The organism is Siminovitchia fordii DSM 16014 = CIP 108821, assembly GCF_000374565.1.
GTDB lineage: Bacteria > Bacillota > Bacilli > Bacillales > Bacillaceae_C > Siminovitchia > Siminovitchia fordii.
This window is the reverse complement of sequence record NZ_KB894695.1, coordinates 16,158-41,913: the sequence shown is the minus strand read 5'-3', so window position 1 is coordinate 41,913 and position 25,756 is coordinate 16,158. Positions and strand designations below refer to the sequence as shown.

Sequence of the window (25,756 nt, the reverse complement as noted above, 5' to 3'; positions counted from 1 at the left end):
GTAAGCATAATCATCTCTGTTAAGGTAGGTCTCAGCGGTTTGTCACAAATGTTAGTGGAGGTAAAGATATAAACCTTTGCTAGAAGCATTGTCATTATAAAAAAACATTGTTGAATTTTTAGCTTAATTCTAAAATCAAGGCAAATATTGTAAAACGTCCAATATTGGGGATTTTAGGTCATAAATTGCATGGAAGACTCAAAAAAATTCCATGGAATGTGGTTGAGTCGGCTGTTCCCAAATGGTGGAGAGATACTTTCTCAACGGAAACAGTTTAACACCGTAAGGCTCTCGCATTTCTGGACGCTGGCCACCGTTTTCACTTTTCACTTCGGAAACTATATATCTGCCCTTTCATATAATAGGTAACGGAAGGAGTGGATTGGATGGTTAGTATAGAGCCGGTGATGATTGACGGGCATATGTTTATCGCTTCGACTGTTCGTTTGCCTAAGACTACATTGCTTACCTTATCAAATGATCGAGGATATATCATGTGCGGTGCTCTTGACGTAGGATTGTTGAACAGCAAACTGAAAGACCGCGGGATCATTGCAGGAAGGGCGATTGGCGTCAGAACGATTGACCAACTGCTCGACGCTCCGCTGGAATCCGTGACGTTTGCTGCAAGAGAGATTGGCATCACTCCGGGAACAATAGGACGTGAAGCTTTGCTGAAAATGATCTGAAGTCGGATCGAAAGCAATTTTATAAACGTGCGCTTATATCCCCTCTTGTACGCATATGTTTGTATAAGGGGGGATTATTGTTGGCTCGATTTCGTAAACGCAATTATCGGCGGGGACCATTGCCTTTTCGTTATGTTTTGTTGATATCATTCGTTTTTTTTATTTTTTCCACAGCCGTTGGGCTGTGGATTGTGAATAAAGGGATTAAACCTACTTTGATGAGTTATGCAGAATCCCAAACCCGTAAAATTGCCCCAATGGTCGTCAGTAAAGCGGTCAAGGATGTGATTCCAGAAGTAAAGGACTTGAGGGAAATTACCGAAATTGTTCCGGACGGGGTAGGGGGAAAGACTGTTCAATTCAAGACCGATATTATCAATGAAACTCAGGCGGATATATCCAGGGCGATTCAATTGAACTTGAGACAGGCAGAAGCGGGAGACTTGGCTGCATTTTACGAGGAGACGGGTGTACAATTTTCATACGACGAATCCGCAAAAGGTGAGGGAATCGTATATTCATTTCCTTTGGGACAGGCGACGAACATTGCGCTGTTGGGAAATTTAGGGCCGCGTATTCCGATCAGGTTCACTCCTGTAGGCAGCGTGAATACGAACGTGGAGACAAAGGTGGAGCAATACCCGATTAACAATATGTTCGTTACAGTGTCCGTCCAAGTCAGTGTTGTCGTACAAATCATCATTCCTTTTGGGACTGAACAGGCAATAGTAGAGCAGGAAGTACCTATTGCAATTGGCTTGTATCCTGGTGATGTTCCTCAATTTTACAATAATAGCGGGACGATGAACCCATCCATCCAAATTCCTGGTGCACCGAATACACCATAGCATTGTCAGCAAATATATTTAATGATAGTATATTTATATAATAAGAATGTAAACCTTTTCAAAGAGAGGGATAACGGAGGTTGGGGGTTAGGATTAGACAACGGATACGTTAGAAATTATTATTAGAAATAGCTTTTCTGATGTTGGATGTAGCCGCGCATGCGTGGTTTTTTCTTTGAAAAGAGGGGATTTGCTAAAATTTGAGATTTGGAAAAACTATTTCTCTATTATAAAGTATAATTAGCAAGAGCCTAAGCAGCAGTGCACAGCAAAGAGTCTGTGTGAGAACAGGAGGAAAATATGGAGCAATCGATCTTTTCTTTATTGCCGCCTCTATTGGCGATATTGATGGTCATCCTTACACGCAGGGTACTGCTCTCGTTAGGGACAGGCATAATCGTATCAGCCTTATTATTGGGCAAGGGCAATGTTATACAATCCTTATCTTATTTATGGAACGCAGTCAAAGGAATTTTCGTCGAAGATGGCGGATTAAATTCTTGGAACATATGTATTTTATCCTTCCTGTTTTTATTGGGAGCGATCACTGCACTCATTAATATCGCGGGTGGAAGCAGGGCATTCGGTGAATGGGCTATGACAAAAGTGAAGAGCCGAGCAGGTGCCCAAGTTTTAACAGCGATTTTTGGCATCATTATTTTTATAGATGATTATTTTAATGCCCTTGCGGTCGGTCAGGTGGCACGCCCTATTACAGACCGCCATCGTGTATCCAGGGCAAAGCTAGCTTATCTGATTGATTCAACCTCAGCGCCTATTTGTGTCATTTCTCCCATTTCCAGCTGGGGAGCCTTTATTATCGGAATCATCGGGACGGTTCTTGCGACGCATAATATTACGGATGTTTCTGCGTTTACAGCTTTCCTTAAAATCATTCCTATGAACCTGTATGTATGGGCTACCCTTGGACTTGTCTTTATCATTGCCCTAAGGAATGTTGACTTTGGATCCATGAAGACACATGAAAATCGCACGATGGTAACAGGTATACCCTATGACCCCAAAAAAGAGATTCCGGGTGAGATAAAAGAAGATTTACCCTCCAGCGAAAACGGAACAGTGGGGGATTTGGTCTGGCCAATTGTTGCCCTTTTTGCAGGGACGATTGCTGCCATTGTGTGGAGCGGCTTGAGGGAGAGTGAAAGCGGAGCAACAACAATGGATATTTTTGGTAACGCTGACGTGGCATCTGCTCTCATTTATGGCGGCGTCTTGGGTTTAATCGTTGCTATTATCCTATTTTTCCGCCAAACGGCAAAAAACAGTTCAATGAATTCGCAGCTTCTTTTTAAAGGGATCAGAGTTGGGATGAAATCCATGCTTCCGGCTGTCATGATCTTGATATTTGCGTGGGCCATTATCACTTTGATCGAAGAGTTGGGCACAGGCGTATATATTGGAAACATCGTTGCGAACTCACAGTTGAATATTTCCTTCTTGCCAGTTATCATGTTTGCTGTTGCCGGATTGATGGCATTCGCAACGGGTACCTCATGGGGATCTTTCGGTATCTTATTGCCGATTGCGGGACAGATAGTCGCTGCAACAGACATATCCATGATGCTCCCGGCACTTGCAGCCGTTCTTGCGGGGTCTGTCTTTGGAGACCATTGCTCACCAATTTCGGATACAACGATCCTTTCATCCACTGGTGCAGGTTGTAATCATATGGACCATGTTATCACCCAGCTTCCATATGCTCTGACATCGGCATTGATTGCAGGTATCGGGTTCATTGTAATGGGATTGACGGATAATGGATTGTTAGGACTAGCTACAGTAGCCTTATTGTTGGCTATTTTTGCCCTGACTACGAAAAAAAATAAAGCTCCACAAAAGACGGTAATGGAAGAAAACCCTTGAAGGTAAAAGACAGCCTAGTGCTGTCTTTTATCTATTTTAAAATAGTTTTAATATAAAATTTATATAGAATTTGTGCATAATTTCGTTTTGACAAAATAAGAATGAATAGATATACTAATTTTATAGTTTGGTAAATTTTCTGATTTTTCCGCAAGAAAAAACTATTATTAAAAAGGGGGTATTTTAATGGAAAATCGTGCGCAATTTGGTTCGAGAGCGGGGTTTATTTTTGCCGCCGTCGGGTCAGCGATTGGACTGGGGAACATATGGCGTTTTCCAGCTGTTGCGTATGATAATGGAGGAGGGGCATTCTTTCTTCCATACTTGTTCGCTCTGCTTACGGCAGGAATTCCATTACTGATCTTGGAGTTTGCGATCGGCCACAAATACAGGGGATCTGCGCCTCTATCTCTGACGAGGGTAAGAAAAGGAGGGGAATGGATCGGATGGTGGCAAATCGGCATTTCATTTGTTATTGCCACATATTATTCGGTAATCATCGCTTGGGCTCTGTCCTACACTTATTTTTCTTTTAATTTGAACTGGGGCTCTGATACAACTAACTTCCTGATTGCCGATTATTTGAAGGTTGGCGATACGGCCTCCATGGGCAGCTTTGTTCCTGGAGTTCTGATTCCACTTATTCTCGTGTGGGTCATCGTACTGGGAATATTATTTGCAGGAGTTAAAAAAGGTATTGAAGCCGCTACCAAAATTATGATCCCATTGCTCGTCGTCTTATTTTTAGTCATTGTTATCCGTGCCCTTACTTTGGATGGAGCGGTTGAGGGATTAAATCAGTTCTTTAAACCTGATTGGAGCACAATTGCAAACGGCAAGGTATGGGTTGCAGCATATGGACAGATTTTCTTCAGTTTATCCATTGGTTTTGCCATAATGATTACTTATTCAAGTTATTTGCCGAAAAAGTCCGATATAACGAACAGCGCCTTTATTACCGGCTTTGCGAACTCCGGTTTCGAGCTTCTCGCCGGGTTTGGTGTGTTTGCAGCTTTAGGGTTTATGGCAGCGCAACAGGGTGTTGGCGTCAATGAGGTTGTGCAAGGGGGAGTGTTGCTTGCGTTTTCCGTCTTTCCAACCATCATTAATGAGTTGCCGGGATTCCAGCAAGTTTTTGGAGTTTTGTTCTTCGTATCGCTCACATTGGCAGGGCTTACATCCCTAATATCAATTGTTGAGACGTATATGGCCGGTATTCAGGAAAAATTCAATGTTTCCAGGGCAAAGGCGGTTACGTTCGGAGGCGGATTGACAGCCATCGTGTCGCTTGTCTTTGCTACACAAAATGGTTTGAACTTGCTTGATGTTGCCGACTATTTCATTAATCAATTTGGAGTTGCGATGGCTGGCCTGTTTGAGGTAATCTTTATTGCTTGGTTTGCCAAACAGTTGAAACCGCTTCAATCTCATGCTGATTCTGTTTCAGATATCAGACTTGGAGCCTGGTGGAGGATTTCATTATCGGTCATCACTCCGCTTGTTCTTGGTTATATGATGTTTGACAATCTGCGTCAAAACCTTGTCGGAGATTACGGCGGGGGGGATTACCCACGCGAATTCCTATTTAAATACGGATGGACCGTAGCACTCGGTGCAATGTTCTTTGGTATTCTGATGTCTCTCAAGCAGTGGAAAGGCCATGATCTCAGTTATAAATCCTCGGTTGACGAAAGGGAGGTAGGTTAAATGAGCGGCAGCGCAATCGCAATGATGATTATCGGTGTTATCATTATATGGGGAGGCTTTGGAGCGAGTGTCGCTTTGGCAATCTCCAAGTCGAAGGAAGCAAAAAGAAAAGCATAATGAAAGAATCAATGAAGCTTTGGGGTAAGACCCAAAGCTTCATTATTTTCTTTCAACCCGTTCCCACGCTTTTAAATGCGGATAAGGGTCAAACGCCCATTCGTTGATACCGTTGTCTTTGTACATCCCGAAATGAAGATGCGGGGGGAATTTTCCGGCTGTTCCGGGAGGTCCGTATCCTGAACTTCCGACACTTCCAATGACATCACCGGGCTTTACGACCTTCCCAATTTTCAAATCTTTTGCAAATCCGTTCAAATGAGCGTAATAATGGTAGGTGTTATTCAAATCCCTGATGCCAACCCGCCATCCGCCAAATTTATTCCATCCCTTTAATTCTACAACTCCATAAGCAACGGCGCGTACAGGCGCTCCATATCCGGCGAAAATATCGGTGCCTTCATGCATTCTCCGGCCACCCCATCCACGGCGGTCTCCCCACGTGTTATGATACGTATAGTTATAGCCTTTGGGAATAGGAAATGCTTTATCATCCAAATCAATCCGGTCCATTTTTCTATATATTTTCGCATTAGTCATAATGGCACCAACTGTTTTATCCCTTTTATAATAATTCCATAAGGCAATTCGGAACCTGGTGTCATCTACACCGTATTTGGAAAAGTAATTTCCAATCGTAAACAATACGTCTTCTTCGTCATTAGGGTTAGCAATTCCATCACCATTTCCATCTTGGCCAAGTCCATTAAAAAAAGAGATGGTGACTGGATTGATGTCCTTTTTATCGGGATTGGCAATGCCTTTCCATTGTTCAGGATGAATGTATATGCCGATTATTCCGTCGGGTTTCGGCAAATCTTTTCTTACATACCTTATACTGCGTTCGTATTGGTCTACAGCTGCTATATAAAACCATGGAACTCCGGTAGCTGTTTCTGTTTTTTTATACAACTCCAATCTTTTTTCGTACATATCCGACTTCTTTGTTATCTCTCCTGCTTCAACCGATATTCCTGAAAAAAATATGAGAACGGCAAAGAGTAATACAATTCTCAAATGGGTGAAACCTCCTCTGCTTATTATTAAAAAATAAGTAGGCCCATGATATACACGGGCCGATATATATGTTGCAAGGCTATCTTGAGTTGATCATACGATCTTCTTTTGTTTCTCCATTCTCATTTTCAGTGTCACTCATTTTTCGGCCTTGAGGGGAACTTTCTTTCATCATACGGATGGTGTCCCTTACAGCTTTATTTTTATTCGCTGTATAAGGATCAATGGAACCAATATTTTCAACATATTGCCTTAAGGCTGGGTCATCTGTGACATAAACGTGATACCAGCGTGGAACTGCAGACATGGCTGTTTTCTTTACCTGATCAGCCGTCTCAAACCTTGTTTTATCATCTGTTTCGCTTAATTTATAGGAAATTAAAACCTCGCTGTCGGTTACGACTACACTGCTGTCAAGAACATTTGGCAGTGCAACGGTCATTTTGCTGATTGTACGGGCGGTTTTTTCCCGGTCTATTGTATCATTACGCTCAAAATCCGCTGTTTTGCCCGGAACAGGGCTTTTTACCTCGCGGACAAAGCCATAATTATTATCATTATTTGAACGGTTATATAAATCGTGCCGGTCATCTCTATTCATCGTGTTTCCGCTTTCTTTATAGACCGCATCGTTTTCTGCGGTCTGGCGCTCATTGGCCGCACAGGCACCCAATATCATGACACTTAGAACAATCGATACAACCCTTGCTGATTTCAAAAAATACACCTCCTCTATAGTAGGATGTGCGAAAAAGCGGCTTTTTTACTAGAAATTGTTGCCGTTTGAGTTATAATTTATAGAGGAACAGAAATTGAACACAAACTTTGTTAACATAAGGTACAACCTTATAGGAAAGACTTCTAGAGGCAATTTTTTATAACTAAAGCCAAAAAAGCGGGTGAGATAATTGGTTGCGATACAAAATAAGCAATATGAGCTCGTTGAAGATTTTAGGGACGGCTTCAATGAGGAAGCGTTGAGAGCCCGCTTCAGCGATATATTGATAAAATATGATTACATTGTAGGTGATTGGGGCTATGGCCAGCTTCGCCTGAAAGGCTTTTTCTCGGATGATAATCATAAGGCATCATATGATACAAAAATAAGCACTTTATCGGAATATCTATATGAGTACTGCAACTTTGGCTGCGCGTACTTTGTACTGAAAAAAGTGGATAAATAAGAAAAGCGGAGATGCCTGCAAATCGACGTACAGACTGGACGAATCCTGACGAGATAAAGGAAAAAAGAAGTGCGAGAGTGCCTGCTTATTGGTGACAAGCGTAAGACGAGCGGTGAAGAAGGCGTAGTTTGCCTTCAGCAGCGATTGGCTTATGACCTCGAGCCCGATGGCACTCGAGCCAGACAACCCGGTGACAAAGGCCGCCTCAGAGCGCCACGTCCAGTGGCTTCGGCAGGCTCATATCGTCTTCGTTTGCACTAGTACTTCCTGTCCGTCGGAGCCGAGGTTGCTTATCAATTAAGAAATGGCCAAGTTTTGTCCTTGGCCACTTCTTATGAAATTAGCTGTCTTCATAAGGGGGTTCGGTGTCTCTGTTTGGGTCATCATGTGTCGGATGGGCTCCTGGGAACTGGCGGGGCCTATTTTGGTGCATGGATTTGAATTCGTAGTTAAAAGCACTATACGGGCGTTGCCCTTCTTTCCATGGAGTCGATTTATTTTCTACTCGTGTATGCTTTCCTCTCGGTGCTCCGTATGGCCCTTCGGGAAAGTCCTCAGGTATAATAAAGTTCCTTCGCGTTTCTGCATTGGATACGTCTGTATATGAGATTTCTTCTTTATCGGGATTATTGCCGTCGTGGCGTGATTCTTCCATGTGATAGACCCACCTTTTTTATTGTTTAAAATCCCCATAAACGTTCCAGTTATTCGTCTACCGATCATATATTTGATAAGATAATGGTAACAACTGTTGGAGGGAATCAGAAACATGTACTTTATAGATCGTGAAAGAATTGAAAAGACGTTGTTGTATATGGAAGAGCAGCTTCAGCTTTTTGAAGGAAAAAATGAATGGGAGACAGAAGTTGAAAAAATGGCGCTTGAAAGAATTGCGCAAACTGTCATTGAATCCATTCTTGATACCGGAAATGCGATGATTGACGGATTTATCATGAGGGATCCGGGCAGTTATGACGATATCATTGATATACTAAATGATGAAAAAGTCATCACAAATGATATGAGCAAAAGCTTAAAATCTGTCATCAGCTTTCGGAAAATGCTGGTACAGGAGTATATTGAAGTTAATCACAAACAAGTAAAATCAATGCTTACAGAAGAAAGCGATGCTCTTAAACAATTCCCGCCAAAAGTAAGGGATTATTTAACTAATGAATTGGGACCTGTATCGGCATTTAAGAAGTAAGTGTTTGGAAGGTGGATTTCGGTGAATAAGTATGAAGGCTATCTGATTGATTTGGATGGTACGATGTACAGAGGCACAGAAAGTATCCCTGAGGCTGTCCGGTTTGTAGCCAGTTTGAGGACAAAGGGGATTCCCTATTTATTTGTTACAAACAATTCATCAAAAACTCCAGAACAAGTTGCAGATCATTTAAAGTATTTTGGAATTGAAGCTGAAAAGAAGGATATATTTACAACCTCCATGGCAGCAGCTGAATACCTGCATGAAAACCATACATTGACTTCAATTTATGTTATTGGCGAAAGAGGACTTACAACCGCCTTGAAGGAAAAAGGTTTCAGATTGACAGACAGCGATCCAGAGGCCGTCATCATTGGAATAGATCGTAAAATAACATACGAAAAGTTAGCGAAAGCCTGCCTTTCCGTCCGAAACGGGGCCATGTTTTTTTCCACGAATGGCGATGTGGCGCTACCGACGGAAAGGGGGCTCCTCCCAGGGAACGGGGCGATTACTTCCGTCATTACAGTTTCCACTCAAAAAGAGCCCATTTTCATAGGAAAGCCTCATTCCATTATTATGGAACAGGCGTTAAAAGTACTTGGTATTCCAAAAGAGAAAACGCTGATGATCGGTGATAATTACGATACGGATATTTTGGCAGGCATTAATGTTGAAATGGACACCCTACTTGTCCATACGGGTGTAACAACAAAAGAAGCATTAAAGGCAAAGGAAATTCAACCAACATATGTGGTGGATAATCTTGCAGAATGGACGGTCTAAAACAGTCTAATTGAATGTATAAATAGATAAATTGGATTAAAAGGTCTGAACGCGTTTGTTCAGACCTTTTTCATTTTGTGGTGATCGCATTCAGCCAACTGTGACACGCGGAAGTTATTTATTCTTCGCCTTTTGCGCTGTGGGCAAGCCTGCTGGAAGCCGCCGCTGCGATTGCGCCGACTATGTCATCCAGAAAAGTATTGACCTCGCCTGTTGAATGGTCATTCAGATGCTTAAGAATACCTGGCTTTTGTTTATCAATATAACCATAATTGGTAAATCCGATGGATCCATATACATTGACGATGGAAAAAGCCAAAATTTCATCAACACCATACAGGCTTTCATCTGTTCCGATGATGGATTGAAGCGGCTCCTCAAGCATGCCCCGTTCTGCTAACATATCCAATTGAATTCCCGTTAATATGGCATTTTGGACTTCCCTTTTACGAAGTACGCGCTCGATATTAAATACGCATTCCTCGGTTGTGAGGTCGGGATGGTATTTCTTTTGTAAGTACATCACCAATTCTGCGATATCCTCAATGGACACTCCACGCTCATTCAATAAGCGGCGTGCCTTCTCTTCCAATTTTGTCATTTTTCTTTCTGCACTCATTCTTCTCACCCTTTATGGAAATGTCATCATGAAGTTCTGTTTAAATTACATTTTCTCCTCCCCCGCATTTTCCATGTGAAGAACAATTCATCAGCAATTTAACTAATTTCGCTCATATACTTATATAGGGAAAAAGTGATAAGAGAGGGATGTTTTTATGCCTATGGATATTTTGGAGAAATATTTTAATATTAAAGCAGAGCAGTCGATGCGTATTGGACGGCAAATACGCTATTTTTCAAACGGTTTGTTGTATACTATTGTTTCCGTTACACATGTGCAACAGGAAGCTCTAATAGAATTATATGAAATGTCAGAGCACATGGCAAAGCATTCAGATAAAAAAGTGTCAAGGTTTGTAGCTGGCAAGGATGGAAAGTATTTAGTCACACATGAAAATGAGGATTATGTCGTCCTTCAAAACCCATTCCACACGGCGAACCGCAATCGAAAGACAGGCCGGCAACTGGCAAGGTTCCATGAAAGGGGAAAGAGACTGCAGGCTCCCATTAAAACATTGAACAGGGTGGGAGAATGGAAGGAGTATTGGTCGACAAGGCTTGATCAAATGGAGAAAGTATGGACTGGGTTGATTCATGAGCCACCGAGAGAAGAATTTGACAAGATGTTTATGGAATCTTTTCCATATTATTTGGGATTGTGCGAGAATGCCATCCAATATGTGACAGATACAGAACTGGACGAGCAGCATCAGCGTCTTGATTATGGGACCATTTGCCATGAAAGATTCCATGAGGAGCTGTGGAAGGGTGAACAAGAAATTCGGAATCCTTTCGACTGGGTCCTTGACCATCCTTCCAGGGACATTTCGGAATGGATCAGGGATCGTTATTTTAAAAGCAGCCGGACGCTTCGCCCTGATATGGTGAAGTTTTTAAATGAATACCAGTCTCTTTCACCGATATCTCCTTTCGCATGGAGGCTGATCTATGCAAGGTTATTATTTCCGTTACACTATTTTGTCTGTGTAGAGGAATATTATAATACAAATTCACAATCTACAAAAAAGCAGTTGGAAGAAACGCTTGCCAGATATTTGAGGGATACGAAGGATTATGAACGGTTCCTCCGAACTTTTTTTTCTACGGTGGGAGTGAAAAAAAGCCTGCCGTTGGTTGAATGGCTTTAATTCTATATATATGCAAAGTGCGTTGATGAGCTCCAACGAGTGTGAGGTCTAGCGGCCATTGGACGTGCTTTTAAAATCGAGCCACTTGAGGTCTCAAGGTACTTCCTTGAAAGGCTGAAGAACTGCCTTCTCGGAATTGCCTTGCGCTTGTCAGGATATCAATACTTTTAGATTTTCTTACAAAAAATAAAAAAGCGATCCGGAAAAATCCGTATCGCGAATTAAAATACCTGTTCCACTTCAACGACGCCAGGCACTTCTTCAACCAATGCCCGCTCGATACCGGCTTTTAAGGTAATAGTTGAACTTGGGCATGTGCCGCAGGCACCCAAAAGACGAAGTTTAACAATACCTTCATCTACATCAACGAGTTCACAGTCACCGCCGTCACGAAGGAGAAAAGGCCGTAATTTATCGAGTACTTCTTGAACTTGACTGTACATTGTTTGTTCAGACATTCAGATCTACTCCCTTCCTAATACCCATTATAATCAGAAACGAAAAAAAAATCTATGACTATGTTTGGCCATCTCACTAGTCACTCATATACCAATATTTGGAGTGCGGCAAGTTTCAGTTCGGGAAAATGATGTATAGAGTTGGTATCATTTTTTTAACGTCCCTTTATATGATTATAATAATCATTGTTTAAAAAGGCGGATTTCTACTGACTTAAAAAGTGTCTGTAAAATTAATAAGCCTGTACTTTCAATGTCAAACGATCCATTTCGACAGTCTCCCATTATTATAGTCCCAATCCATCGTAATCAATACATTTGGAATTTCCTACATAAGCGTTAAAATAAATGGAAAGGAGTGTGGAAGCGATGAAGAAAGAAGCTGAAATAATTGTATATGGGGCAGAGCAAATTTGTGCAAGCTGCGTCAACTTGCCTTCTTCAAAAGAGACATACGAATGGCTGGAAGCGGCCATTACACGAAAGTTTCCGGGCCAGCCGTTTAAAATCCGTTATATCGATATTTTTAATCCGCCGGAAGAGACGGAAACCAAAGCATTTGCAGAGCGGGTTATTGAAGAAGATCTGTTTTATCCAGTTGTTACGATGGACGATGAAATCATCGGAGAAGGAAATCCACGGTTAAAAGATGTGTACAAGAAGTTGAAAGAATACGGATATCATGCGGAATAAAATTACCGGAATCAGGAAATAACCTGATTCCGGCTATATTAATGCTGAGCCTATAAACAGGATTTGAAAATTTTTCTATATGTTCAGCTGTAGGCAACAGCGATTAGCAGACATTACGATTAAGCCCCATCGTCTCGAGTTGTAAACCCTAGACTGTACAGTCAAATTAAGTGTTACTCAGTACTTCTTCCAGCTTTGTAAGAAAGGCGCTGCTATTCGTATTAGAATCTGTCCCGCTAAAGATCGCCTTTTGCTTTCTAACCATTATGATACTTATACATCCACAGAATTCCCGATTTCAGAATCCGGGCAATACGGCCGGTAATGGCACGTTCGGCCATCAGACCGAATCCTTGCTTTTTACCAAGAGAGCCAAGTACTCCTTTAAGTTTGATTGTCGGTAATTCTTCAGGAAGTTCCTGCCCGCTCCAGCGTTTTTGAAGTATCTGTACAATCTGATCCGCTTGTCCTTCAGCGAGTTGAGCACTTGGTGCATAAGGTAGGCTTGCACAGTCCCCGACAACATATACATGTTCATCAACTGGAATGTTATGATATTTCGTCAATACGACTCTGCCTTGCTTATCCTTTTCAACATCCATATCACGTACAATCCAGTTTGGCTGGATTCCGGCAGTCCATACAATAACATCGGTTTGGACCGGTTCATCATGATTGTAAAGAGTGCGGTCTTCCACTTTTGTAATGTTCGCACCATTAATGACTTCAACGCCATTTGTCTGGAACCAATTTTGCACATAGCGGCTGACTCTTTCCGGAAATGCTGAAAGAATGATTTTTCCACGGTCAAATAACTTAATGACCAAATCCTCGCGGCTTTCCCTAAGCTCACTCGCAAGCTCCACTCCGCTCAGCCCACCGCCTACAATGCTGACAACGGAATTGGCCGGCAGATTGTTCAATGTTTGATACGTTTCACGGGCCTTTTCTATATTTTGAATACTATGTGTATACTCTTTGGCTCCAGGAATATTGTGATATTTATCCTCGCACCCAAGACCTATAACGATGTCATCATATGGGACAGGTTCACCCTCATCGAGATGAACGAGTTTTTTTTCAAGGTCGATTTTCGTTATTTCACCATATTTCAATTCAAGGCGCGGATGTTCTGGAAATGGTACACGGACTTCTTGATCTGAGACTGTACCGGCAGCCAATGCATAGTATTCTGTCTTAAGACAATGATAAGGCACTCTGTCAATCAATGTGATGGATACGTCTTCCGGTAAGTTATTTGGCAGCAAACGGTGCAGCACCCGCATATTCCCATATCCACCGCCCAGCAGTACTAATTTTTTCATGCAAACAATCTCCTTTTGCCGTCTATTTATCCATTTAAAGAAAAAACAAAACGATATTTATCGGTTTAAGAGTTCTATATCCAACGTAAAGTATAGCTGAATCCACTTTGATATACAACAGGATTAGTATGTTTCGGTCAGTGGAATTACCCGATTAGGTCTTTCAAATTGACTAACCCATGCGAAAAGAGTAGGATAAAGACTGGTAATGAGGTGAAGCAAATGAATCCTATCATAGAATTTTGTATCAGCAACTTAGGTATGGGTGGTTACGAAGCAATGCAAAAGCTTGAGGAAGACCCGGATTTGGACATTGTTGAGTATGGCTGCTTGGATCATTGCGATTTGTGTGCTGAAACTTTATATGCTCTTGTCAATGGAGAAGTTGTAACGGGTGAAAGCCCGGATGATTTGGTGAAAAGTATTTACCAATATATAGAAGATAATCCGATGTTTTGATGAAACCAATTGGTTGAGAATAGATCAGTCCGGATTTATAATAGAAGGAAGACCTAAATTTCTCGCTGAGGGGGTGCAGATTCATGAGTGATCTGGTTACATTGACCGAAGCAGCTGCAATGCAGATCAAAAAAATGATGAAGGAAAATGGGGAAGAAGGAGCCTATTTCCGTTTTTCCATTAATGGCGGCGGGTGTAGCGGTTTATCATACGGCATGAGTCTTGACCAAGAGAAAGCCGAAAAAGATACATTCTTTGAACAGCACGGAGTAGGTGTTGTCATCGACGAAGAGACTGCACCGATCGTTGCTGGAACCGTCATTGATTTTAAACAATCCCTTATGGGGGGCGGCTTTACAATAGATAATCCGAATGCTCTCGTATCATGTGGATGCGGCTCATCATTCCGTACGGCAAAAGTGACAGGAACGCCGGAAGAATGTTAGAAAAATCTGCTGGAGACCGCCGTGTCATGTGGATTTAACGGCTTACGACTATCACAAGTCACAGTGAAAGGCCTGATCAGAATAGACTGTTCAGGCCTTTCATGTTTTTTTATTTATCGAATAGGGATGTACTGTGCATCGGCTGTAATCTTGCTTTTGGATCGATGTAAGCTTTCGCATTGCTGACAGCTGTCGGAGCTTCGCCAAATCCAGTGGCGATCAATTTTACTTTTCCCTCATATGTTGTAATATCTCCTGCAGCGTAAATGCCCGGAATATTCGTTTCCATTTTTGAGTTGACCACAATGGAGTTCTTTTCGATTTCAATGCCCCAATCTTTAATTGGTCCGAGCGATGATACAAACCCGTAGTTGCAAATGAGGGCATCCAATTCAATCTCTTCTACAGCATCCCCTCTTACTTCCTGGATGACAAGCTTATTGATTGATTCCTCGTCACAGATAATATCCGATGCAGCAAAAGGAGTTTTGATTTCAACTGAAGAAGACTTCAATTGATTCACACTGCTTTCATGGGCACGGAATTTATCCCTGCGGTGGACAAGGGTTACTTTTTCGGCAATCGGCTCAAGCATCAAAGCCCAGTCAACTGCGGAATCTCCTCCACCAAGTATGGCAACTCTCTGTCCTTCGAACTTCTTCATGTCATCCACGAAATAATGAAGGTTTTTTCCTTCATATTGTTCAGCATTCTCCAATTCCAATTTCCTTTGCTGGAATGCTCCGATTCCTGCAGTAATAATAATTGATTTTGAATAATGAATCTCCTTGTCGGTTGTCAATCTGAAAGTTCCATCTTCCAGCTTTTCAACATTCTGTACAGATTGGCCAAGGCAAATCGTTTGAGAAAATAGTTTCAACTGCTCTTTTAAGTTGTTGACAAGATCCTGTGCCTTGATTTTTGGAAAACCGGCCACGTCATATATATATTTCTCCGGATACAGGGCTGCCAACTGACCGCCAAGTTGGGGAAGACTTTCTATAATCTTAACAGATGAGTTTCTCATTCCTGCGTAAAAGGCGGTGAACATCCCGGCAGGACCTGCCCCGATGATGGTCATATCAAAAACTTGCTGATCTTCTTTCAAAGAAAATCCCTCCTAAGTTCATAAACAACTTCATTATGTCATCCTAACACGTTCCTATTGTGCCATACAATGCTTATTTTTGTCATATAAAATGCCCCATGAACATAGGAAAATAGAAAGGACAAACAGTGGTTAACCTCAAATATTCAGAATTGTTATTCTTCCTTGAAACCGCTTGAAAAAAGAGGATAAAAGCCATATGATGTATTGAGACAGACATATATCTATTTTTTATGACATTTTTTTTATAAATGTACGTGAAGTGCATCACATTTACTTATATACTTTATTATCTTTCCGAATATGCATTTCAGCCGTACGAATATTTAATAATAAGACGAAAAGGTGGAAGTGATTAGATTGAGAAAGCCAAAAATTGTAGTATTAGGCGCTGGTTACGGCGGATTAATGACAGTGACACGTCTTCAAAAACAACTCGGGAGCAACGATGCCGACATTGTTTTAGTTAATAAAAATGACTACCATTATGAAACAACATGGTTGCATGAAGCTTCCGCCGGAACATTGTCCCCTGACCAGGTCCGTTACGACATCTCAAATGTCATTGACAGAAGCAAGGTCGATTTTGTACAAGACACTGCTTTAAAAGTTGATACTCAAGCCAAAAAAGTTCAACTTGAAAAAGGGGACGAGCTTTCTTATGACTACCTGGTGATTGCTTTAGGTGGAGCACCAGAAACATTTGGAATCAAAGGCCTTGATAAATATGCATTCTCTATTACAAATGTAAATACAGCAAGACAAATACGTGAACATATTGAATACCAATTTGCAACTTATAAAGTGGATCAAAAACCTGAGCGCTTGACAATTGTTGTCGGTGGCGCGGGCTTTACAGGAATTGAATTCCTAGGAGAGCTAGGGAACCGTATTCCCGAACTTTGCAAGGAATATGATATTGAAAAAAATATGGTGAAAGTAGTTTGTGTGGAAGCTGCTCCTACCGCTCTTCCTGGCTTCGACCCTGAGCTTGTCGAATATGCGACGGCATTGCTTGAAAGAAAAAATGTGGAATTCCGCATCGGCACAGCTATCAAGGAAGCTACTCCAGAAGGAATTGTCGTTGCCAAAGGAGAAGACGAAACAGAAGAAATCAAAGCTGGAACAGTAGTCTGGGCAGCAGGAGTGCGCGGCAACCCAATCATCGTGGAATCAGGCATTGAAAATATGCGTGGCCGGGTAAAAGTTGAACCAGACCTTCGTGCACCTGGTTTATCCGATGTATTCGTCATTGGAGACTGTTCACTCGTCATCAATGAAGAAATCAACCGTCCTTATCCGCCAACTGCTCAAATCGCAATGCAGCAAGGTGAATTGGTTGCAAGCAACTTGGCGAAACTCGTTAACGGGAAGACAAATCTTGACAGCTTCATTTTTGATAACAAAGGAACTGTTTGTTCCCTAGGTGATGATGATGCTATCGGCGTTGTCTTTGGAAAGAAAGTGACAGGTACAAAAGCTTCATTTATGAAAAAAATGATCGACAACCGTGCCCTTTACATGATCGGCGGTGTACCGCTGACAATGAAAAAAGGGAAATTCAACTTGCTTAAGTAGTGAATGGTGAAAGAGGCAGAATCTATATGGATTCTGTCTTTTTTAGGAAGTTCAGGATGAAAGCGCCTTGTTCGTTGGAAAAAGCTTTTTTACAGGAAGTGTAGCGAAATGAGGATAAGTCAAGATCGAGGCAAGGTTTGGTTGGCAGTATGCGGTGTGGTGACGGATCAGGATGGAAACTTACTTGTTGTGAAAAAGAGGTATGGCGGGGCAAAAGGAAAATGGACTTTGCCTGCGGGGTTTGTGGAGCCGGGTGAAACATTGGATGAAGCGATTAAAAGGGAAGTGCTCGAAGAGACAGGGATTATATGCACTGTGGAGGGACTGCTTGGTGTGAGGACAGGTGTCCTGCAATCCACGATCAGCGATAATATGATGATATTTGCCTGTAATCCACAAAACAAAACGATTTGTGTTCAGGAGAAGGAACTTGAAGAGGCCTGCTGGATGACACCTGAGAGCCTGCTTCATGACAAACGGACATCTGTTATGATCACTGAATTGATCCAAGGAGGATACAGACCCCTTCAAAAAGAAGTGAATGCGGTCAACCCTGGCAATCAATTCGGGTATACAGCCTATAAATTGTTCCTTTGAATAAGTTGGAATCAGAACGTCCGGACAAAATCTGAGAGACGCGTCCACTTACCAATGCCCTTCAGTGGTTATAGAGCCACTCCCTGTGGTGGCTAAAGAACTTCCTCTTCCAGAATCATCTTATACTTGTCGGGTCTAATCAAGGCGCTACCACTTTCCTTTATGATTGAATTGTCATGAATTCGTCCGAGTCACCGCATTGACGCTCTATCAACCATTCAGTAAACTTGGTATGAAAGTGAAATCAAGGGGGAAAACAGCCATGCAGATGCCACTTCCGCTCCTGCTGATATCAATACTATTATTTTTTGTTCTCTTTTTCGGGATCGGATTTTTACTTAATATGCTGTTACGGATGACATGGATCATGGCGATCATCTATCCGGTTGTCGCTATATTGATAGTGGACAAAGTGAGATTTACAGATTATATCACATCTCCATCAGCTTCTTTTTCGAGCCTTGGAACAAGCATTTCCAATCTTGCGGCAGCCGATCTAATTATTTTATTAAGCGGTTTGGCAGGAGCAATCACAGCAGGATTCACCATGCGGGTTTTACGTAAAAAAGGATACAGGATGTTTTAATCAAGAAAACGCCCAGGAAACTGATTCCTGGCGTTTTTTTATGTCCAAAGTGTGGTGTAATCCTTGAATTTACAAGCAAATGCGCTTGAACACGGCGAATTCATACCAAACAAGCAGCCAATCCAGAAAGTCGGTATCATAGGGGAAGTGTTTCCGAGCAAAAAAGATCTATCTAATAACTTAACGCCAAAGCGCTACTATACCTATTGAAATACAGACATTGGTAAACAAGTTGTTCTATTGGAATATCCTATATGCCCTTACTGGTTTTTCTAGCAATATGAATAAACCCTCTCAAAATAGGGAAACAATACCCTTGAGAGGAGTGAATGAATGTTTACGCGCTATCTGTATGCTAGGAGATTTTTTATGTTGCTTTTATTTGCAGCGGCTTTAGGTGCAACGTTTGAATCGTTGTCGGGCTTGGATTTAAGAACAACTGCCCAGATATTATTTTCAGATTCAAATAAGTGGAAGAATGAGCCAGTGTCTGAGCCGGCAGTCAAGGCTGGAAAAGCTGCAGCTGATGAAATACCCCCATTGGAAGAGGCGTTTGACTGGTCTCAATATCCGGTAAAAAAGGTAGAAGCAACTGGATATACGGCAGGGGAGGAGTCTACTGGAAAAAAGCCGGGACATCCGTCTTACGGCATTACATATTCAGGAGTAAAAGTGAAAAGAGATTTATATTCAACGGTAGCGGCTGACCCCAAAGTATTTCCGATCGGCACCATTTTATTTATACCAGGATATGGATATGGTGTTGTGGCGGATACAGGTTCAGCGATCAAAGGTGATAAAATTGATCTTTATTACGAGACTGTTGACGAGGTATATAAAAATTGGGGGAAACGAACGCTGGATGTCCATATCATTAAAATGGGGGCAGGAAAGATTACAGAAGAAGAGTTAACGGCCCTAAATGAAGATGAGGCAATGCAAGTATTCAGGCAGTCTTATCTAAAAACTGCAGATTAAAAATGGAGGCTGACGGACAAATCCGCAGCCTTTTCTCTTTCAAGCATAAAAAAAGTAATGAAGGATCAGTGCTAGTCCGACACCAGTCAATCCCCCGATAAAAACTTCCACTGGTTTATGGCCAAGCAATTCCTTTAACTCATCCCTTTTTTCTTGTGCGGGCTTTTCAGGCCAATCTTTTGCTTCTTCAATAAACCGCTGGAAATCGGAACTCAACTGATTTAAAACAATAGCGTGTTCCCCAGCCTGCCTTCGAACCCCTGTCGCATCAAACATCACAATAATGGCAAAAACTGCAGATACAGCAAACAATGTTGACCCAAGTCCTTCCTGAAGGGCAACTCCTGTGGAAAGCGCAGCAACAGCGGCGGAGTGAGAACTGGGCATCCCGCCTGTTGAAGTAAGCAGGGACCAATCCCATTTTTTTGTAACGATGAAATGAAGAGGGACTTTCACAAACTGGGCAAAGAAAATCGCAGTGAGAGCAAACCAAAGAGGAAAGTTCAAAAACAGGTCCATCAATTACATCCTTTCTTTTCGCCAGCCATTCTTGTTCTATATTACCACAATAGCCCAAAAAGGAATCATGCTTTTGGAAAACTCGAAACCTCTGATTATTTCCTCTATAATTTTTATAAAGGAGGGGCTTCTAATATGTTTCATATTTCGAATGGAAACCCATATGAGAGTGAACAGGAATGCATGTTAATCGGTTTGATAGACCAACCGGAAAAATTTTCGGGGGGATTGCAGCAGCTTGATGATGCATTTAAGGGGAATTTGACAAAGCTCGTTAAAACAGGTGATATTTCCGCAAAATATAAATCGGTCTCTGTCATACATAGTCTAGGGAACACACCTATTAAACGGTTCATTTTTATCGGGTTGGGCAGATCAAAGGAGCTGACGGATGAACGCCTGCGTGAAGCAGTCGGAAAAGCTTCAAAAAAAATAAAGGATTTGCGGACGGGGTCTTTTTCCATCGTGCTGGACACATTTATCGCAGGAAAAATTTCTGCTGAAAAAGCCGCCTGGACCTTGAGTGAAGCATTTATCATGGCATCATATGAATTCCCCGGATACAAAAAATCCAATGAGCCGGACATCATCATTAATAAAATTACCGTTTTTACAAATCAAGATAAAAAGACAATCGAATCTGCCGTTGAGACAGGCTGGATTTTCGGTACAGGAGTAAACAATGCAAGGACGCTGGTAAATACCCCAAGCAATCTGTTGAGGCCTTCCAGCATGGCAGCATATGCAGCTGAGATGGCAGATGAATATGGAATTGAAATAGAGTTATTAGAAAAAGAGGAAATCGAAAAACTTGGGATGGGTGCTTTTCTTGCAGTGAATCAGGGATCCGGTGAACCGCCTTATATGATTGTATTAAAATATCAGGGGAAAGAAGAATGGGCGGACGTGCTTGGTCTTGTTGGAAAAGGCATCACTTTTGATACGGGCGGTTATTCCATCAAACCGAAGGATGGAATTGTCGGGATGAAAACTGATATGGGAGGAGCAGCTGCTGTTCTTGGTGCAATGGAAGTGATAGCTCGGCTGCGGCCCGACCGAAATGTTGTGGCAGTGATTCCGGCCACTGACAATATGATCAACGAAAAAGCATTTAAACCGGATGACGTCATCACATCAATGAACGGAAAAACAATTGAGGTGTTAAATACGGATGCAGAGGGGCGCCTTGTTTTGGCGGATGCGATTACGTATGCGAAAATGCATGGAGCGGACCGCCTGGTTGATGTGGCTACTTTGACCGGCGGAGTCATCATTGCGCTCGGCCTTGATAAAACAGGAGCGATCACAAATAATGATGACTTTTATAACCAAGTGAAAGAAGCTTCAAAAAAGACCGGGGAATTTATTTGGCGGCTGCCCTATACGGAGAATGACAGGGAACGTGTACGTTCAAGTAAGATCGCCGATTTAAATAACTCACCCGGAAGGGAAGGGCATGCTATCATGGGCGGTGCATTCATCGGGGAATTTGTGGAAAATACCCCCTGGGTCCATTTGGATATTGCAGGAACCGCAACTACCGACAAAGAATATGAACTTGGGCCTTCCGGTGCTACAGGAGTGATGGTTCGGACACTTGCTATGCTTGCAGTCGGGGAAAAGCCTTGGGAATAATTGAAGGAAAGGGCTTGTTTTTGGGAATCTGCCCATCCCATCTGTGCTTTAGCCGCATACACAGATATAGAGAGCTTTTTAGCTCTTATATAAAGGAGGCTACCTGTAATGATGTATTATCGAAATCTCGAACCCTATCCCGGAAACCGCTTTTTCTTCGGTGCTCCCTTACTCGGCGGTTTTATCGGCGGTTTGATAGGGGGCGGCATCGGAGCCGGTATCGGGAGCGCAATATTCAGACCGCGCCCGTTTTATCCCTATGGGCCGATTCCTTACGGCGGAGCTCCGTATGGCTATGGCGGACCGTATGGGTATGGAGTGCCCTACGGAGCACCATACGGGTTTTGAATTCCCCTGTATTGACAGGTCTAAGATAAGCTTGCTTTCGGAAAGTTCACGGAAAAATGCCCGTCGGTCAAAAAACCGAAGGGCTTTCTTCTTTAAAAAAGGATTAAAGTAAATATATGTAGAAATGAAGAAAGAGAAATATATTTAGTGGAGGACTACATATGAAATATAAAGGATTACAACAGTCATTAGGAATTGAAGTCATTGATATCTTAAATGGGAAAGTTACGGCTACAATGCCAGTAGATGAACGCACAAGACAGCCTTATGGATATTTGCATGGCGGTGCATCCGTAGCTCTTGCAGAAACAGCAGCGAGCGTTGGGACTGCGTCTTTGATTGATCTGGAGAAAGAGGTTTGCTTTGGCCTGGAAATCAATGCCAACCATGTTCGTCCCAAAAAGAGTGGGCTGGTAACGGCAACAGCTGAGGCTGTACACCGCGGAAAAACCACCATGGTTTGGGATATACGAATCAAGGATGAGGAGGAACGCCTTATTTCAATATCGAGATGTACGGTGGCCATTGTGCCTATTCAGAAAGATGGCTAAGAATGATTACTCCATTCAATGACTCAAGGAGAACAGTAGATTTTGCTTGTGGGCGGAATAGGCTGATTCCAAAGCTTTTCAACCCTGGTGGTTTTGGGACGTATGAATCCGGGAAAATAGTGGACAAGGTAAAGGAGGTCATTTAACATGCCTTGGTCAAAAAACGATTATCCGGAATCGATGAAAAACCTTCCTGACGATATCAGGGATAAGGCGATTGAAATTGCCAATGCACTTTTGGAGGAAGATTACAGTGAGGGAAGAGCGATATCTATCGGTATCGCACAGGCACGGAAATACATCGAGGGTGATGACGATAACCGGCCAGAATATCATGTTGAACCGGATGGAGAGGACTGGATCTTGAAAAAGAAGGATGGTTTAAAGGCCATTATGCGGGAAGAAACAAAAAAAAATTTACTCGACCGGGCCAAAGAATATGTCAATGACCGTGACGGGATGCTGGTTATCCATAAGACGGATGGTTCTGTTTCCGACCGGCTGTATGATTAATCAATAGGTCTCCCATTTTACAATGGGAGGCTTTATTTTCGATACTCTGGCATTAAAACCAGCACTTGATATAATTTAAATATATATTTCTTTTGAAGGGTGGAGGTACTAGTGAAGACCCCGGAGCAAGGATTGGCCGATACATACAAAGAGGATTTTATAAAATTTGATTTGGCAACATTGTCTTATGCGATTCAGAATAAACAGCTGTCACCGGTTGCTGTGACACGTCAGCTTCTGAAAAGGATTGAAGAACAGGACGGAAAGTTTAATTCTTTTATAACTGTCACAGCTGAAGAAGCGATGGAGCAGGCGAAAAAGGCAGAACTCGAGATAAATGATGGGAAAATAAGAGGTCCGCTTCATGGAGTTCCTATTGCCTTAAAGGATAATATTTATACTAAAAATATAGCTACAACCATGGGATCGGCTATTTTCAAAAAATATATCCCTGACCACGATGCAACAGTGGCAAAAAAGCTTAAAGAAGCCGGTGCTGTTATTTTAGGGAAGTTAAATATGCACGAAGTAGCTTATGGAACATCTGGAGACCGTTCGTTTGCAGGGCCAGTTAAAAATCCTCACAACACACAAAAAATTACTGGAGGCTCGAGCAGCGGTTCAGGAGCAGCAGTTGCCGCTTCATTTTGTTATGGAGCGCTTGGAACGGATACGGGCGGCTCCATCAGGATTCCTGCTTCATTTACCGGGATAGTTGGAATGAAGCCTACGTTTGGAAGAGTGAGCAACTATGGTGTATTTCCTCTTGGCTGGACACTCGATCATGTGGGTCCGATGACTAAAACCGTCCGTGACAACGCCATATTAATGAATGTACTTGCAGGGTATGACGAAAACGACCCGTATTCAATGAACATACCGACAGAAGACTATACTGCTTTAATTGGAACGGATATTAAGAGTGCGGTAATTGGAATTCCTTCGGGCGAATTCTTCAAAAGCGGAAATCCGGAGGTTGAGGAGAATTATATTCAAGCCATCAAAAAATTTGAAGAAGCTGGTGCAGAAATCAAATCGGTTAACCTCCCGGATATGGAGGAAATCCTGAATGCATTCAGGAAAACTTTGACAAGCGAAGCTTATACCGTCCATGAAAAAAGGCTGCAAGATTATTCAGATGAATGGGATGACGAAGTCAAGGACCGTTTGTTCACTGCCAAAGATACACATGCCAAAGACTATATTGCAGCACAGCAAATCAAGAAGCAAGCCAACAGGGACTTTGAGAAGATTTTTAAAGAGGTGGATATCATTGTCACCCCGACAGTTCCTATTCTACCGGTAGATATCGGCCAGCGCGAAATCGTCTTGAATGGTTCAGCCATTCACAGCAGTCTGGTACTTAACCGGTTTACTGGCCCGTTCAATATGACAGGATTGCCTAGTCTTTCCATGCCATGCGGCTTTTCGGAGAGTGGGCTTCCAATCGGGATACAACTGATTGGGAAACCTTTCGATGAAGCGAATATTTATCGCTTTGCCTCTGTACTTGAATGAACATGAAAAATAATAATCCCGCCCATAAGCCATAACAGGCAATGGGCGGGACATTTATTTTCCTCTTTTTAAATCATCCTGGACACTTCGCTCCGATAATTTGACGCCAGAATTATATGCAGCCCTGCTGATTACATGACCTGCAACAGGAGCAGTGACAAATATAATGATAATTCCAAGCACAATGCGGGAGTGAATGACTCCTTCATGGAAGTAAAAGAAGAGAAGTGCACCTATTAAGGTGGACATGACTCCTAGCGTTGTAGATTTAGATGCAGCGTGGTTTCTTGTGTAAACATCCGGAAGTCTCATGACTCCAAAAGAGGAAACCAGGCTTAAAAACACGCCAATCAGAATAAAGACAGCAATGATTATTTCAGCGGTTGCGCTCATATTCAACGATGACTCCTTTCTCCAAGAACTTCGAGAAAGCCACCGTTCCGATGAAGGAAAGAATTCCCAGCAGCAGGATGACATCGAGATAGGCATTTGTCGCAAGCAGCATTGACATAAGTGCTGTAATAGCTATCAAATTGATTCCCATGGCATCCAGCGCAACAACTCGATCAGGGGTTGACGGTCCCTTTATTACGCGTAATAAAAGAATGAAGGAAGATATTGCAAAACCTAATAAAGCTATTTTAATCACGATATCCAGCATCAGCGGCTCACCTCCATGATCGCCTTCTCAAATGAACCTCTTATATCCTCAATCGCCTCTTCTGCATCCTCTATATCCACGGCGTGTACATAGAGGGTTTTATTATCTGGAGACACATCCACAACTAGCGTCCCGGGCGTCAACGTAATCAAATTTGCCAGTAAAGTGATTTCCCAATCCGATGTAAGCTTTGTTTCCATTGCAAAAATACCAGGACGGATATCCAATTTTGGACGTAAAACCACTTTCAGTACCGCCAGATTGGATAAAATCAGTTCCCTTAAAAAAATCAGGATCAGCTTGATGATGGAAAAAATTCGATATACATAAAATCTGGAAGAAAAAAATCTGCGCATAAAAAATATGACAAGCATTCCAAGTAGATAGCCAATGAAAAAAGTGGACGATTCCATCGAACTTTCAAAAAACATCCACGTGAAAGCGAGTAAAAAGTTCAATAAAATTTGAAATGCCAACGGACACTCTACCTCCTTTGTGCACGGTCTTTCCGGGATTTCTTTAAAGTGGTGACTGTCTAACTGCAACTCCAGTCCCTCGAGGAAACAAACACTTCC

General features: G+C 42.3%; 33 protein-coding genes. 22 read left to right on the top strand and 11 right to left on the bottom strand.

Annotated elements, in window-relative coordinates; genetic code table 11:
* Window positions 1-386 precede the first annotated feature (386 nt).
* From C509_RS0114655 to C509_RS25635, 5 genes are all read left to right on the top strand, one after another.
* The gene (locus C509_RS0114655; RefSeq protein WP_018707678.1) at window positions 387-689 is read left to right on the top strand and encodes a YunC family protein; all 303 of its coding nucleotides are present in this window, start codon (window positions 387-389) and stop codon (window positions 687-689) included.
* Window positions 690-769: 80 nt separating this feature from the next.
* Window positions 770-1,537 (top strand): sporulation protein YunB, encoded by a 768-nt coding sequence (gene yunB, locus C509_RS0114650; protein ID WP_018707677.1) that lies wholly within the window; start codon window positions 770-772, stop codon window positions 1,535-1,537.
* Between the two features lie 300 nt (window positions 1,538-1,837).
* Entirely contained in the window at window positions 1,838-3,421 is a 1,584-nt protein-coding gene (locus C509_RS0114645; protein ID WP_018707676.1) for a Na+/H+ antiporter NhaC family protein, read from the top strand.
* A 186-nt stretch (window positions 3,422-3,607) separates the two neighbouring features.
* On the top strand, window positions 3,608-5,128 hold the full coding sequence (locus C509_RS0114640; protein WP_018707675.1) for a sodium-dependent transporter: 1,521 nt from the start codon (window positions 3,608-3,610) through the stop codon (window positions 5,126-5,128).
* Window positions 5,129-5,245 (top strand): methionine/alanine import family NSS transporter small subunit, encoded by a 117-nt coding sequence (locus C509_RS25635; RefSeq protein WP_018707674.1) that lies wholly within the window; start codon window positions 5,129-5,131, stop codon window positions 5,243-5,245.
* Between the two features lie 42 nt (window positions 5,246-5,287).
* Here C509_RS25635 and C509_RS0114630 read toward each other — a convergent pair whose 3' ends face one another.
* Together C509_RS0114630 and C509_RS0114625 are read right to left on the bottom strand one after the other, a co-directional pair.
* On the bottom strand, window positions 5,288-6,262 hold the full coding sequence (locus C509_RS0114630; RefSeq protein WP_018707673.1) for a M23 family metallopeptidase: 975 nt from the start codon (window positions 6,260-6,262) through the stop codon (window positions 5,288-5,290).
* 79 nt (window positions 6,263-6,341) lie between these two features.
* Entirely contained in the window at window positions 6,342-6,980 is a 639-nt protein-coding gene (locus tag C509_RS0114625) for a YhcN/YlaJ family sporulation lipoprotein (protein WP_018707672.1), read from the bottom strand.
* Between the two features lie 190 nt (window positions 6,981-7,170).
* Between C509_RS0114625 and C509_RS0114620 the strand changes: the two genes are divergently transcribed.
* Window positions 7,171-7,446, top strand: coding sequence for a YutD family protein (locus tag C509_RS0114620; RefSeq protein ID WP_018707671.1), 276 nt, complete (start codon window positions 7,171-7,173; stop codon window positions 7,444-7,446).
* Window positions 7,447-7,786: 340 nt separating this feature from the next.
* Here C509_RS0114620 and C509_RS0114615 read toward each other — a convergent pair whose 3' ends face one another.
* On the bottom strand, window positions 7,787-8,101 hold the full coding sequence (locus C509_RS0114615; RefSeq protein WP_018707670.1) for a hypothetical protein: 315 nt from the start codon (window positions 8,099-8,101) through the stop codon (window positions 7,787-7,789).
* A gap of 114 nt (window positions 8,102-8,215) precedes the next feature.
* Between C509_RS0114615 and hepT the strand changes: the two genes are divergently transcribed.
* Both hepT and C509_RS0114605 read left to right on the top strand, forming a co-directional pair.
* Window positions 8,216-8,653 carry a type VII toxin-antitoxin system HepT family RNase toxin gene (gene hepT, locus C509_RS0114610; RefSeq protein WP_018707669.1) on the top strand — a complete coding sequence of 146 codons (438 nt, stop codon included), beginning with the start codon at window positions 8,216-8,218 and terminating at the stop codon, window positions 8,651-8,653.
* A gap of 21 nt (window positions 8,654-8,674) precedes the next feature.
* A complete protein-coding gene (locus tag C509_RS0114605; RefSeq protein WP_018707668.1) occupies window positions 8,675-9,439 on the top strand; it encodes a TIGR01457 family HAD-type hydrolase in 765 nt (254 codons plus the stop codon).
* 118 nt (window positions 9,440-9,557) lie between these two features.
* On the opposite strand, the gene C509_RS0114600 is transcribed toward C509_RS0114605, so the two are convergent.
* Entirely contained in the window at window positions 9,558-10,058 is a 501-nt protein-coding gene (locus tag C509_RS0114600) for a phosphatidylglycerophosphatase A family protein (RefSeq protein WP_018707667.1), read from the bottom strand.
* A gap of 157 nt (window positions 10,059-10,215) precedes the next feature.
* On the opposite strand from C509_RS0114600, the gene yutH reads away from it, so the two are divergent.
* Window positions 10,216-11,208 (top strand): spore coat putative kinase YutH, encoded by a 993-nt coding sequence (yutH, locus tag C509_RS0114595; protein ID WP_018707666.1) that lies wholly within the window; start codon window positions 10,216-10,218, stop codon window positions 11,206-11,208.
* A 221-nt stretch (window positions 11,209-11,429) separates the two neighbouring features.
* Here yutH and C509_RS0114590 read toward each other — a convergent pair whose 3' ends face one another.
* Complete coding sequence (locus C509_RS0114590) at window positions 11,430-11,666, bottom strand: NifU family protein (protein WP_018707665.1); 237 nt, start codon at window positions 11,664-11,666, stop codon at window positions 11,430-11,432.
* A gap of 369 nt (window positions 11,667-12,035) precedes the next feature.
* Here C509_RS0114590 and C509_RS0114585 point away from each other — a divergent pair, with 369 nt between their 5' ends.
* The gene (locus C509_RS0114585) at window positions 12,036-12,359 is read left to right on the top strand and encodes a YuzD family protein (protein WP_018707664.1); all 324 of its coding nucleotides are present in this window, start codon (window positions 12,036-12,038) and stop codon (window positions 12,357-12,359) included.
* A gap of 257 nt (window positions 12,360-12,616) precedes the next feature.
* Here C509_RS0114585 and C509_RS0114580 read toward each other — a convergent pair whose 3' ends face one another.
* Window positions 12,617-13,684, bottom strand: a complete 1,068-nt coding sequence (locus tag C509_RS0114580; RefSeq protein WP_018707663.1) for an NAD(P)/FAD-dependent oxidoreductase — start codon at window positions 13,682-13,684, stop codon at window positions 12,617-12,619.
* 222 nt (window positions 13,685-13,906) lie between these two features.
* Between C509_RS0114580 and C509_RS0114575 the strand changes: the two genes are divergently transcribed.
* Both C509_RS0114575 and C509_RS0114570 read left to right on the top strand, forming a co-directional pair.
* The gene (locus tag C509_RS0114575) at window positions 13,907-14,143 is read left to right on the top strand and encodes a YuzB family protein (protein ID WP_018707662.1); all 237 of its coding nucleotides are present in this window, start codon (window positions 13,907-13,909) and stop codon (window positions 14,141-14,143) included.
* Between the two features lie 83 nt (window positions 14,144-14,226).
* Window positions 14,227-14,589 (top strand): HesB/IscA family protein, encoded by a 363-nt coding sequence (locus C509_RS0114570; RefSeq protein ID WP_018707661.1) that lies wholly within the window; start codon window positions 14,227-14,229, stop codon window positions 14,587-14,589.
* Window positions 14,590-14,698: 109 nt separating this feature from the next.
* Here the strand turns inward: C509_RS0114570 and C509_RS0114565 are convergent, their stop codons facing one another.
* Window positions 14,699-15,697 (bottom strand): NAD(P)/FAD-dependent oxidoreductase, encoded by a 999-nt coding sequence (locus tag C509_RS0114565; protein ID WP_018707660.1) that lies wholly within the window; start codon window positions 15,695-15,697, stop codon window positions 14,699-14,701.
* Between the two features lie 360 nt (window positions 15,698-16,057).
* Between C509_RS0114565 and C509_RS0114560 the strand changes: the two genes are divergently transcribed.
* The 5 genes from C509_RS0114560 to C509_RS0114545 all read left to right on the top strand — a co-directional run bounded on the left by C509_RS0114560 (window position 16,058) and on the right by C509_RS0114545 (window position 19,436).
* The gene (locus C509_RS0114560) at window positions 16,058-17,275 is read left to right on the top strand and encodes an NAD(P)/FAD-dependent oxidoreductase (protein ID WP_018707659.1); all 1,218 of its coding nucleotides are present in this window, start codon (window positions 16,058-16,060) and stop codon (window positions 17,273-17,275) included.
* Window positions 17,276-17,383: 108 nt separating this feature from the next.
* Entirely contained in the window at window positions 17,384-17,872 is a 489-nt protein-coding gene (locus C509_RS0114555) for an NUDIX domain-containing protein (RefSeq protein WP_018707658.1), read from the top strand.
* Between the two features lie 262 nt (window positions 17,873-18,134).
* Window positions 18,135-18,458 carry a YuiB family protein gene (locus C509_RS0114550; RefSeq protein ID WP_018707657.1) on the top strand — a complete coding sequence of 108 codons (324 nt, stop codon included), beginning with the start codon at window positions 18,135-18,137 and terminating at the stop codon, window positions 18,456-18,458.
* A gap of 63 nt (window positions 18,459-18,521) precedes the next feature.
* Window positions 18,522-18,668: a hypothetical protein gene (locus tag C509_RS26525; RefSeq protein WP_169509217.1), complete on the top strand. Its 147-nt coding sequence runs from the start codon at window positions 18,522-18,524 to the stop codon at window positions 18,666-18,668.
* A gap of 159 nt (window positions 18,669-18,827) precedes the next feature.
* Window positions 18,828-19,436 carry a 3D domain-containing protein gene (locus tag C509_RS0114545; protein WP_018707656.1) on the top strand — a complete coding sequence of 203 codons (609 nt, stop codon included), beginning with the start codon at window positions 18,828-18,830 and terminating at the stop codon, window positions 19,434-19,436.
* A gap of 39 nt (window positions 19,437-19,475) precedes the next feature.
* Here the strand turns inward: C509_RS0114545 and C509_RS0114540 are convergent, their stop codons facing one another.
* Window positions 19,476-19,955, bottom strand: coding sequence for a divergent PAP2 family protein (locus C509_RS0114540; RefSeq protein ID WP_018707655.1), 480 nt, complete (start codon window positions 19,953-19,955; stop codon window positions 19,476-19,478).
* 135 nt (window positions 19,956-20,090) lie between these two features.
* On the opposite strand from C509_RS0114540, the gene C509_RS0114535 reads away from it, so the two are divergent.
* The 5 genes from C509_RS0114535 to C509_RS0114510 all read left to right on the top strand — a co-directional run bounded on the left by C509_RS0114535 (window position 20,091) and on the right by C509_RS0114510 (window position 24,520).
* Window positions 20,091-21,590 (top strand): leucyl aminopeptidase, encoded by a 1,500-nt coding sequence (locus tag C509_RS0114535; protein ID WP_018707654.1) that lies wholly within the window; start codon window positions 20,091-20,093, stop codon window positions 21,588-21,590.
* A 108-nt stretch (window positions 21,591-21,698) separates the two neighbouring features.
* The gene (locus tag C509_RS0114530) at window positions 21,699-21,938 is read left to right on the top strand and encodes a hypothetical protein (RefSeq protein WP_018707653.1); all 240 of its coding nucleotides are present in this window, start codon (window positions 21,699-21,701) and stop codon (window positions 21,936-21,938) included.
* A 161-nt stretch (window positions 21,939-22,099) separates the two neighbouring features.
* Window positions 22,100-22,489 (top strand): hotdog fold thioesterase, encoded by a 390-nt coding sequence (locus C509_RS0114525; protein WP_018707652.1) that lies wholly within the window; start codon window positions 22,100-22,102, stop codon window positions 22,487-22,489.
* A gap of 147 nt (window positions 22,490-22,636) precedes the next feature.
* Window positions 22,637-23,002: a DUF2188 domain-containing protein gene (locus C509_RS0114515; protein ID WP_018707650.1), complete on the top strand. Its 366-nt coding sequence runs from the start codon at window positions 22,637-22,639 to the stop codon at window positions 23,000-23,002.
* A 111-nt stretch (window positions 23,003-23,113) separates the two neighbouring features.
* Window positions 23,114-24,520, top strand: coding sequence for an amidase (locus C509_RS0114510; RefSeq protein ID WP_018707649.1), 1,407 nt, complete (start codon window positions 23,114-23,116; stop codon window positions 24,518-24,520).
* Window positions 24,521-24,574: 54 nt separating this feature from the next.
* Here C509_RS0114510 and mnhG read toward each other — a convergent pair whose 3' ends face one another.
* The 3 genes from mnhG to C509_RS0114495 are packed head-to-tail and all read right to left on the bottom strand — an operon-like array spanning window position 24,575 to window position 25,657.
* Window positions 24,575-24,913: a monovalent cation/H(+) antiporter subunit G gene (mnhG, locus tag C509_RS0114505; RefSeq protein ID WP_018707648.1), complete on the bottom strand. Its 339-nt coding sequence runs from the start codon at window positions 24,911-24,913 to the stop codon at window positions 24,575-24,577.
* Entirely contained in the window at window positions 24,897-25,181 is a 285-nt protein-coding gene (locus tag C509_RS0114500) for a Na(+)/H(+) antiporter subunit F1 (protein WP_018707647.1), read from the bottom strand. Before C509_RS0114500 ends, mnhG begins: the two co-directional genes overlap by 17 nt.
* Complete coding sequence (locus C509_RS0114495; RefSeq protein WP_018707646.1) at window positions 25,181-25,657, bottom strand: Na+/H+ antiporter subunit E; 477 nt, start codon at window positions 25,655-25,657, stop codon at window positions 25,181-25,183. The genes C509_RS0114500 and C509_RS0114495 overlap by 1 nt, the downstream gene beginning before the upstream one ends.
* Window positions 25,658-25,756 lie beyond the last annotated feature (99 nt).

What these genes read in the sequence shown, in the direction of transcription:
- C509_RS0114555 (WP_018707658.1), top strand. Translation starts at nt 17,384, where the DNA reads ATGAGGATAAGTCAAGATCGAGGCAAGGTTTGGTTGGCAGTATGCGGT.
- C509_RS0114545 (WP_018707656.1), top strand. Translation starts at nt 18,828, where the DNA reads ATGTTGCTTTTATTTGCAGCGGCTTTAGGTGCAACGTTTGAATCGTTG.
- C509_RS0114615 (WP_018707670.1), bottom strand. Translation starts at nt 8,101, where the DNA reads ATGGAAGAATCACGCCACGACGGCAATAATCCCGATAAAGAAGAAATC.
- C509_RS0114580 (WP_018707663.1), bottom strand. Translation starts at nt 13,684, where the DNA reads ATGAAAAAATTAGTACTGCTGGGCGGTGGATATGGGAATATGCGGGTG.
- C509_RS0114515 (WP_018707650.1), top strand. Translation starts at nt 22,637, where the DNA reads ATGCCTTGGTCAAAAAACGATTATCCGGAATCGATGAAAAACCTTCCT.
- C509_RS0114540 (WP_018707655.1), bottom strand. Translation starts at nt 19,955, where the DNA reads ATGGACCTGTTTTTGAACTTTCCTCTTTGGTTTGCTCTCACTGCGATT.
- C509_RS0114570 (WP_018707661.1), top strand. Translation starts at nt 14,227, where the DNA reads ATGAGTGATCTGGTTACATTGACCGAAGCAGCTGCAATGCAGATCAAA.
- C509_RS0114530 (WP_018707653.1), top strand. Translation starts at nt 21,699, where the DNA reads ATGATGTATTATCGAAATCTCGAACCCTATCCCGGAAACCGCTTTTTC.
- yutH (WP_018707666.1), top strand. Translation starts at nt 10,216, where the DNA reads ATGCCTATGGATATTTTGGAGAAATATTTTAATATTAAAGCAGAGCAG.
- C509_RS25635 (WP_018707674.1), top strand. Translation starts at nt 5,129, where the DNA reads ATGAGCGGCAGCGCAATCGCAATGATGATTATCGGTGTTATCATTATA.
- C509_RS0114525 (WP_018707652.1), top strand. Translation starts at nt 22,100, where the DNA reads ATGAAATATAAAGGATTACAACAGTCATTAGGAATTGAAGTCATTGAT.
- C509_RS0114535 (WP_018707654.1), top strand. Translation starts at nt 20,091, where the DNA reads ATGTTTCATATTTCGAATGGAAACCCATATGAGAGTGAACAGGAATGC.
- C509_RS0114550 (WP_018707657.1), top strand. Translation starts at nt 18,135, where the DNA reads ATGCAGATGCCACTTCCGCTCCTGCTGATATCAATACTATTATTTTTT.
- C509_RS0114585 (WP_018707664.1), top strand. Translation starts at nt 12,036, where the DNA reads ATGAAGAAAGAAGCTGAAATAATTGTATATGGGGCAGAGCAAATTTGT.
- C509_RS0114590 (WP_018707665.1), bottom strand. Translation starts at nt 11,666, where the DNA reads ATGTCTGAACAAACAATGTACAGTCAAGTTCAAGAAGTACTCGATAAA.
- C509_RS0114600 (WP_018707667.1), bottom strand. Translation starts at nt 10,058, where the DNA reads ATGAGTGCAGAAAGAAAAATGACAAAATTGGAAGAGAAGGCACGCCGC.
- mnhG (WP_018707648.1), bottom strand. Translation starts at nt 24,913, where the DNA reads ATGAGCGCAACCGCTGAAATAATCATTGCTGTCTTTATTCTGATTGGC.
- C509_RS0114575 (WP_018707662.1), top strand. Translation starts at nt 13,907, where the DNA reads ATGAATCCTATCATAGAATTTTGTATCAGCAACTTAGGTATGGGTGGT.
- C509_RS0114500 (WP_018707647.1), bottom strand. Translation starts at nt 25,181, where the DNA reads ATGCTGGATATCGTGATTAAAATAGCTTTATTAGGTTTTGCAATATCT.
- C509_RS0114655 (WP_018707678.1), top strand. Translation starts at nt 387, where the DNA reads ATGGTTAGTATAGAGCCGGTGATGATTGACGGGCATATGTTTATCGCT.
- C509_RS0114640 (WP_018707675.1), top strand. Translation starts at nt 3,608, where the DNA reads ATGGAAAATCGTGCGCAATTTGGTTCGAGAGCGGGGTTTATTTTTGCC.
- C509_RS0114645 (WP_018707676.1), top strand. Translation starts at nt 1,838, where the DNA reads ATGGAGCAATCGATCTTTTCTTTATTGCCGCCTCTATTGGCGATATTG.
- hepT (WP_018707669.1), top strand. Translation starts at nt 8,216, where the DNA reads ATGTACTTTATAGATCGTGAAAGAATTGAAAAGACGTTGTTGTATATG.